Source organism: Sphaerisporangium rufum, assembly GCF_016863395.1.
Lineage (GTDB): Bacteria > Actinomycetota > Actinomycetes > Streptosporangiales > Streptosporangiaceae > Sphaerisporangium > Sphaerisporangium rufum.
Genome location: NZ_BOOU01000104.1, coordinates 25310 through 31799, shown reverse-complemented (window position 1 = coordinate 31799; position 6490 = coordinate 25310). Strand labels below are relative to the sequence as shown.

Genomic DNA, 6490 nt, shown 5'->3' with positions numbered 1-6490 from the left:
GCGGGCCGGCGAGCCGGGCCGCCGGCCCGCACCGGCCGGGCGCCTCCAGGCCCGCGGGCGGGTGCGCTCCGGCGGCCGGACGCACCGTCGCAGGCGGAGCGGCGGCGGAAGCGCGGATTTCTTACCGGCGCGGCGGGTTGCCTAGTGCCGGACTACGAGCTAACCTATAGCCAGAGTTTGAGGTTCCTACCAACTCGAGCTACGAGGAGGTTCCGGAGATGCTGTTGACGACGATCGACCCGTTCGTCCAGGAAGTGGAGCGGCAGTTCGACCGCCTCACCAGGAACGCCATCGGGCGGAGCGAGGGCACCGGGCAGGGCGTGATGCCCCTGGACGGCATCCGGCGCAAGGACGACGTGCTGCTGCGCTTCGACCTGCCGGGCATCGACCCGGACTCGATCGAGGTCACCGTCGACCGCGGCGTGCTGTCGGTCAGCGCGCGCCGCGAGGAGGAGCTGGGCGAGGACGACCGGTTCTTCGTCCGCGAGCGGGTGATGGGCACCTTCACCCGCCGGGTCTACCTGTCCGAGCACCTGGACGGCGACGGCGTCGAGGCCGCCTACCACAACGGGGTCCTGCAGATCCGGGTCCCGGTGCTGGAGCGGGCCAAGCCCCGCAAGGTCGAGATCCACCGCGGCGACACCAGGGCGATCCGCGCCTGACGCCCACGCACCGCGCCCGACCCCCGACCCCCGACCATGACGGGCCGGCTCCGCGACACCGGAGCCGGCCCGTGGTCCCATTCCGGAGGGGCCCGTGACCGGACTTCCCATCGACGACCACCTCGCGCCGATCTACTCCCTCGGCCAGGTGGCGGACATGCTCCAGGTGCAGCAGGCCTTCCTGCGCCGGCTCGACGAGTTCGACGTGGTGCGCCCGCACCGCTCGTCCGGCGGGCAGCGCCGCTACTCCCGCGAGGACATCTCGCAGGTACAGCACGTCAGCCGGATGACCGGGGAGGGCATGACGCTGGTGGCGATCCGCCGCATCCTGGAACTGGAGCGAGAGCTCGCCGGGCTGCGCCGGGAGCTGGCCGCCACCCGCCGGCTGCTCGCCCGGCAGGACGGCGCCGCCGGGGACGGTCCGGCCTGATCGGCCGGGCGCGGGGTCAGGCCCAGGGGCGGAAGACGGCGCGGACGCAGCCGTCCCTGCGGGTCCGGAACAGCTCGTAACCACGCGGCGCCTCCTGCAGCGTCATCACGTGGGTGGCCAGGTGCGCGGCGCGGAGCTCGCCCTTGCCCATCAACTCAAGCAGCCGGGGGATGTAGTGCTGCCCGTGCTGCCGGGCGCCGCGCAACGTCAGCCCCTTGTCCATGATCATCCCGAGCGGGAACCGGTCGGCCAGGCCGGCGAAGACGCCGAGGACGAACACCGAACCGCCGGTGCGGCAGGCGCGCACGGCCTCCCGGACCGCGACCAGGTGATCGGCCCCGGGCCCGATCCGCCGCCGGATCCGGCCGGGCAGCCGGGGCCGGCCGGTGGCGGCACCCTCCGGCCCGACGGCCTCCACGCACACGTCCGGTCCCCGGCCGCCGGTCCGCTCCCGCAGGTCGGCCGGTACGTCGGAGCGGGTGTAGTCGATCGTCTCGGCGCCGATGTGCCGCTCGGTCATCATGAGCCTCTCGGGGTGGCGGTCGATGGCGATGACCCGTTCCGCGCCGAGCAGCATCGCCGCCCGCGCCGCCAGCTGGCCGACCGCGCCGCAGCCCCACACCGCGACCGTGTCCCCGGGCCGGACACCGCCGAGATGGGCGCCCGTCCAGCCGGTGGGCGCGGCGTCCGAGGCGAACAGCGCGTCCATTTCCGCCACGCCGTCCGGCACCCGGAACGCGCCCTGGTCGGCGAACGGCACCCGGACGTACTCGGCGTGGCCGCCCCGGAAACCACCCATGGCGTGGGGGTACCCGAACATTCCCGCGGTGTCGCCGCCCCACCTGTCGCCGGAGGCCCCGGGCCCGGGGTGGCTGTTCTCGCACAGCGACCACATGTCCCGCTCGCAGTGCCAGCAGCGGCCACAGCCGATGACCGAGCAGACGACCACCCGGTCGCCGGGCCGGTGGCGGCGGACGCCCTGGCCGACCTCGACGACCTCGCCGAGGAACTCGTGACCGATCACGTCCCCCGGGCGCACTGCCGGGCCGTGCCCGCCGAGCAGATCCAGGTCCGAGCCGCAGGTGGCGCTGAGCGTCACCTTGACGATCGCGTCCTGGTCGTTCAGGATCCGCGGGTCGGGAACGCGGTCTACCGACAGCTCGCCGGGGCCCCGCCAGCAGAGCGCCTTCACCGCCGCTCCTCCCCGCCGGCGCGCCGCGCCGCCACGGCCGGCGGCCGGCCGATGGGGGCGGGCCGCCGGGCGGCCGGCTCGTCGGCGCGCAGCACCTCGCCGGTCTCGATGAGGCACTTGGACTCGCGCAGTGCCCGGCGCACCGCCTGGCGCGGGTCCTCGCCGCCGAGGCGGGCCATGACCTCCTCGACGCCGGACGGGATCCGCGCGTGCGGGCGGGCGCCGAGTTCGGTGCCGCGCCCGCCGGGGGCGTCGCGGACCTGGACCTCGATCGACTCGCCGAGCCGGGCCAGCGGCTCGGGCAACCGCCCCTCCGGCATCACCTCTTCGGGCCGGCGGTTGATCGTGACCACCTGCCAGCGGATCCGCCGGCGCTCGGCCCTGGCCCGCTCCCGGCTGGACCACAGCCGGTGCGTCACGGCCGCCCCCAGGGCACCGAGCGTCACCGCCGCCAGAGCACCGCGCTTCATTGCCCTCTCCCCCATCGACGGACAACTGCTCCGATGGCTACCCAGCCCTCGTCCACGGCTATCTCCGGCCACCGGCACTTGGTCAGGAGTTGACGCGCCGATGGCCGGGCGGACGTCCGATGGCCGACCGTTATAGAACAAGAAAGCCATGACAAACCGCCATACGCCGCTTACCCAAGGTCACAAGGTCGCGGCCGCGTTTCGCGGCACGGCGGCAAAGGCCCGCCGCAAAAGCCGCGCCCGGTCCGCAATGCCTTATCAGGCCGGGCGGCACGCCGATTGACCGCCGCACGGGCGGGGCGATCCGAGGGCCGGGCGGGCCGGCCGGAGACGCGATTGTCCGGTGTCAGGCAATTGACCACGCATTGCGGACCGGCCTGACCCGGCGATTGGATTGACCGGCGGGGCCGGAGTGCCGGGGCGCGGGTGCGCCGCCGCGTGCGCGACGGGCGGACAGGGACGGCGACGGCGTGGAAGAGAGAAGATAATCGTGGAAGCCCGCCGGTTCGTCAAGTCCTATGGTCCACGGCGGCGTTTTCGGTTTCCGGTCCGGCCGACGCATGCCATAGGTAGGCTCTCTGAGCATCAGCGGGCGAACCCGTTCGGGGTGGCCGGACGCCGTCCACATTATCCCGGTTAAGTACGCGCCGGGGACGGCTCACCGATCGATTATCTTTTCCGATGCCCGCGGGGCCGAGTTCCGCACATCCGGCCGCGCCGGACCCGGGACCGCCGCGCGCCGGAGCTCGGGCATCCGCCGTGGCCGGACCACCTCGCCATGCGCGAACCGCGCACAGACCGGCCAGGGACGAATAAGGCCGCAGGTCAACAGGGCCAGGGACGGTGTGCCCGGGCACTGCGGACCGGCCGCTCCCCCCACAGGGGCGGCCACGGCCAAGCTGGGCATCGACGACCGCCGGCGTGGCCGGGCGAACCCGGCCGGCTGCCGATCGCCGGCCCGACGGGCGGTCTAATGCCGCCTTGACGGGTTAATCATTCACTGTGCGGCTTCGTACTGCGCCACGATGTGCGAGGCGATCCGGCCGCGCTCGCTCACGTTCAGTCCATGCGCCTTGGCCCACGCCCGGATCTCCGAGCTTTTGTCACGGGACGGGCGCTGGGCGCCGCCGCGCTTGCGCCCGCGGGCGACCGGAGCCTCGGCCTTGCGGGCACTGGAGACGAAAGGCGAAAGAGCCTCGCGCAGATTCCTGGCGTTTTTGTCGTTCAGATCGATCTCGTAGCTCGTGCCGTCAATCGCGAACTGCACGGTCTCTTTTGCTTCGCCGCCGTCCAGGTCATCGATGAGAAGCGTCTGGATCTGGGTCGCCATCGGGCACTCCTTTCACAGGTCATAGTTAGACTCCACAAGAATATACCCGGTTTCCGCCGCGTCCTACGCGTGGAACGGCGTAGTCCATTGCCGGGCCCGGCGCTAAGTCCGCCGTTTCCGGCGAACCGGGCCTTTATCGCGGGCCGCACCGTCGCCCGGCGCGATCATTCAAGCGCGCTGCGCCACCGGCCGGATGCCGGTGACCGGCTCTCACCGCGGGCACGGCACGGCGCCGCCACGGGTTTCCGGGCCTTATCCCGGGCCGTCGCGCCGGGCCCGGCACGCGGCGCCCGCCGGGTCCGGCGCCGGCGCGGCGCCCGTACAGTTACGGCATGGGAATGGTCGAGACCGTGGGCCTGGTGCTGCATCCCAGGCGCGACTCCAAGGAGGCCATCGACGCGATCGTCGAATGGTCTCGCACCCGCGGTGTCACGGTGCTCGGGCTGCCGGACGAGGTGGGCCGCATCGACTGCAGCGCGGTGGCGGTGGACGCCGCGACGCTGGCCCGCCGGGCCGATCTGCTGGTCAGCCTGGGCGGGGACGGCACGATGCTGCGCACCCTGCGCATGGGCGCCGAGCGCACCACGCCGGTGCTCGGCGTCAACCTCGGGAAGCTCGGCTTCCTCGCCGAGATCGACGTGGCCGAGCTGCCGCCCGCGCTGACGGCGATCGACGACCACGCCTTCACCGTGGAGCCGCGGATGGCGGTGCGCGCCGGCCTGCCGGACGGGCGGCGGGTCACCGCCTTCAACGACATCGCCCTGGTCCGCACGCCCGGCGACCGGCTGGCCGCGGTGTCGGTCACCGTGCAGGACAGCCCGTTCGTCAGCTACTCGTCGGACGCGGTGATCGTCGCCACCTCGACCGGCTCGACCGCCTACAACTTCTCCGCGGGCGGGCCCATCGTGTCGCCGCTGGTCGAGGGGTTCATCGTCGTCCCGTCCGCCGCGCACTCCTCCTTCAGCCGCGCGCTGCTGCTGTCCCCGGAGGAGTCGGTCCGGCTGGACCTGCTGCCGGTCAGCGGCCGGCTCGCCGTGGAGGTGGACGGGACGGTCGCCGGTCACCTGTCCCCCGGCGACCGGCTCGCGGTGACCGCGGTCCGGGCCGCCGGCCGGGTCGTCCGGCTGGGCACCACCACCTTCTACGAGCGGGCCCGGCGCAAGCTGCGGGTCAGCGGCAGCGCGGAGGTCGACGGGGAGTCGCAGTGATCGCCGGGACGCGCCGGGCGACGCTGGCCGCCATCTCGGCCGGCGGCGTGCTCGGCAGCCTGTCCCGGTACGGCCTCGGCGTGGCGTTCCCGACGTCGCCCGGCGGCTTCCCGTGGACGACGTTCGCGATCAACCTCCTCGGCTGCCTGCTGATCGGCGCGCTCATGGCGGCCATCGGCATGGCCGGCCACGTGTCCCCGCTGCTGCGGCCGTTCGCCGGGGTGGGCCTGCTCGGCGGGTTCACGACGTTCTCGGGGTATGTGGTGGACATCGGCCGGGTGGCGGGCGCGGGCCGGCCGGCCACCGCCGCCGCCTACCTGGCGGCCACCGTGCTGCTCGCGGTGCCGGCCACGTTCGCCGGAGCGGCGGGCACCCGGGCCCTCATCGGCGTCCTGCGGGAGAGGCGATCGTCATGAGACTCCACGGGCCGGCCGTCCGGCTGAGCGTCTTCGTCGGTGAGTCCGACCAGTGGCGGAACCGGCCGCTCTACCACGAGATCGTGCGCCGCGCGCACCAGGCGGGACTGGCCGGCGCCACGGTGATCCGCGGCATCGAGGGGTACGGCGCGTCCTCGCGCATCCACACCACCCGCATCCTGTCGCTTTCGGAGGACCTCCCGGTGCTGGTCGTCGTGGTGGACGCCGAGCCGCGGATCCGCGACTTCCTGCCGATGCTCGACGAGCTGGTCACCGAAGGACTGGTCGTGCTGGACCCGGTGGAGGTCATCCGGTACACCGGCCGGCCCGCGGACACCCAGGACACCCAGGGAGCCGGAGACGCCGGATGAGCGGGGTCGACGCGCTGCTCGTGGCGGCCGGCGGCGCGGTGGGCGCCCCACTGCGCTACCTGGCCGACCGCGCGGTGCAGGGCCGGCACGACGCGGCGTTCCCGTTCGGCACCCTCGCCGTCAACGTCGCCGGGAGCGCGCTGCTGGCGTTCCTGGCCGCGCTGCCGGCCGGCGAGGGGGTGGCGGCACTGGCCGGCACCGGATTCTGCGGGGCGCTGACCACCTATTCGACCTTCGGCTACGAGACGCTGCGGCTGGCCGAGTCCGGCGCCCGGCTGCCGGCCGTCCTCAACCTGGCCGGCAACGTGGCCGCCGGGCTGGCCGCCGGTGGGGCCGGCCTGCTGCTCGCCCGGCTGCTGGCGGGCTGACCGCCGGCGCGCCGGGCGGGCCCGGGCACGGGTCCGGGCGGGT

At 73.8% G+C, this 6490-nt stretch carries 9 protein-coding genes; 6 read left to right on the top strand and 3 right to left on the bottom strand.

Annotation, left to right across the window (positions count from 1 at the left end; genetic code table 11):
• Nucleotides 1-218: 218 nt before the first annotated feature.
• Nucleotides 219-662 (top strand): Hsp20/alpha crystallin family protein, encoded by a 444-nt coding sequence (locus tag Sru01_RS33145; RefSeq protein WP_203994221.1) that lies wholly within the window; start codon nt 219-221, stop codon nt 660-662.
• A 94-nt stretch (nt 663-756) separates the two neighbouring features.
• A complete protein-coding gene (locus Sru01_RS33140) occupies nt 757-1092 on the top strand; it encodes a MerR family transcriptional regulator (protein WP_239137980.1) in 336 nt (111 codons plus the stop codon).
• 16 nt (nt 1093-1108) lie between these two features.
• On the opposite strand, the gene Sru01_RS33135 is transcribed toward Sru01_RS33140, so the two are convergent.
• The 3 genes from Sru01_RS33135 to Sru01_RS33125 form a co-directional block, all read right to left on the bottom strand.
• Complete coding sequence (locus Sru01_RS33135; RefSeq protein WP_203994218.1) at nt 1109-2284, bottom strand: zinc-dependent alcohol dehydrogenase; 1176 nt, start codon at nt 2282-2284, stop codon at nt 1109-1111.
• Nucleotides 2281-2754, bottom strand: a complete 474-nt coding sequence (locus Sru01_RS33130; RefSeq protein WP_203994215.1) for a hypothetical protein — start codon at nt 2752-2754, stop codon at nt 2281-2283. The genes Sru01_RS33135 and Sru01_RS33130 overlap by 4 nt, the downstream gene beginning before the upstream one ends.
• 997 nt (nt 2755-3751) lie before the next feature.
• Nucleotides 3752-4084, bottom strand: a complete 333-nt coding sequence (locus Sru01_RS33125; protein WP_203994212.1) for a histone-like nucleoid-structuring protein Lsr2 — start codon at nt 4082-4084, stop codon at nt 3752-3754.
• Nucleotides 4085-4416: 332 nt separating this feature from the next.
• Between Sru01_RS33125 and Sru01_RS33120 the strand changes: the two genes are divergently transcribed.
• The 4 genes from Sru01_RS33120 to Sru01_RS33105 are packed head-to-tail and all read left to right on the top strand — an operon-like array spanning nt 4417 to nt 6447.
• Complete coding sequence (locus Sru01_RS33120) at nt 4417-5292, top strand: NAD(+)/NADH kinase (RefSeq protein ID WP_239137979.1); 876 nt, start codon at nt 4417-4419, stop codon at nt 5290-5292.
• Complete coding sequence (locus tag Sru01_RS33115) at nt 5289-5708, top strand: fluoride efflux transporter FluC (RefSeq protein ID WP_239137977.1); 420 nt, start codon at nt 5289-5291, stop codon at nt 5706-5708. Before Sru01_RS33120 ends, Sru01_RS33115 begins: the two co-directional genes overlap by 4 nt.
• Nucleotides 5705-6079, top strand: a complete 375-nt coding sequence (locus tag Sru01_RS33110; RefSeq protein ID WP_203994209.1) for a DUF190 domain-containing protein — start codon at nt 5705-5707, stop codon at nt 6077-6079. The genes Sru01_RS33115 and Sru01_RS33110 overlap by 4 nt, the downstream gene beginning before the upstream one ends.
• Entirely contained in the window at nt 6076-6447 is a 372-nt protein-coding gene (locus tag Sru01_RS33105) for a fluoride efflux transporter FluC (RefSeq protein ID WP_203994207.1), read from the top strand. Before Sru01_RS33110 ends, Sru01_RS33105 begins: the two co-directional genes overlap by 4 nt.
• The last annotated feature ends 43 nt before the right edge of the window (nt 6448-6490 follow it).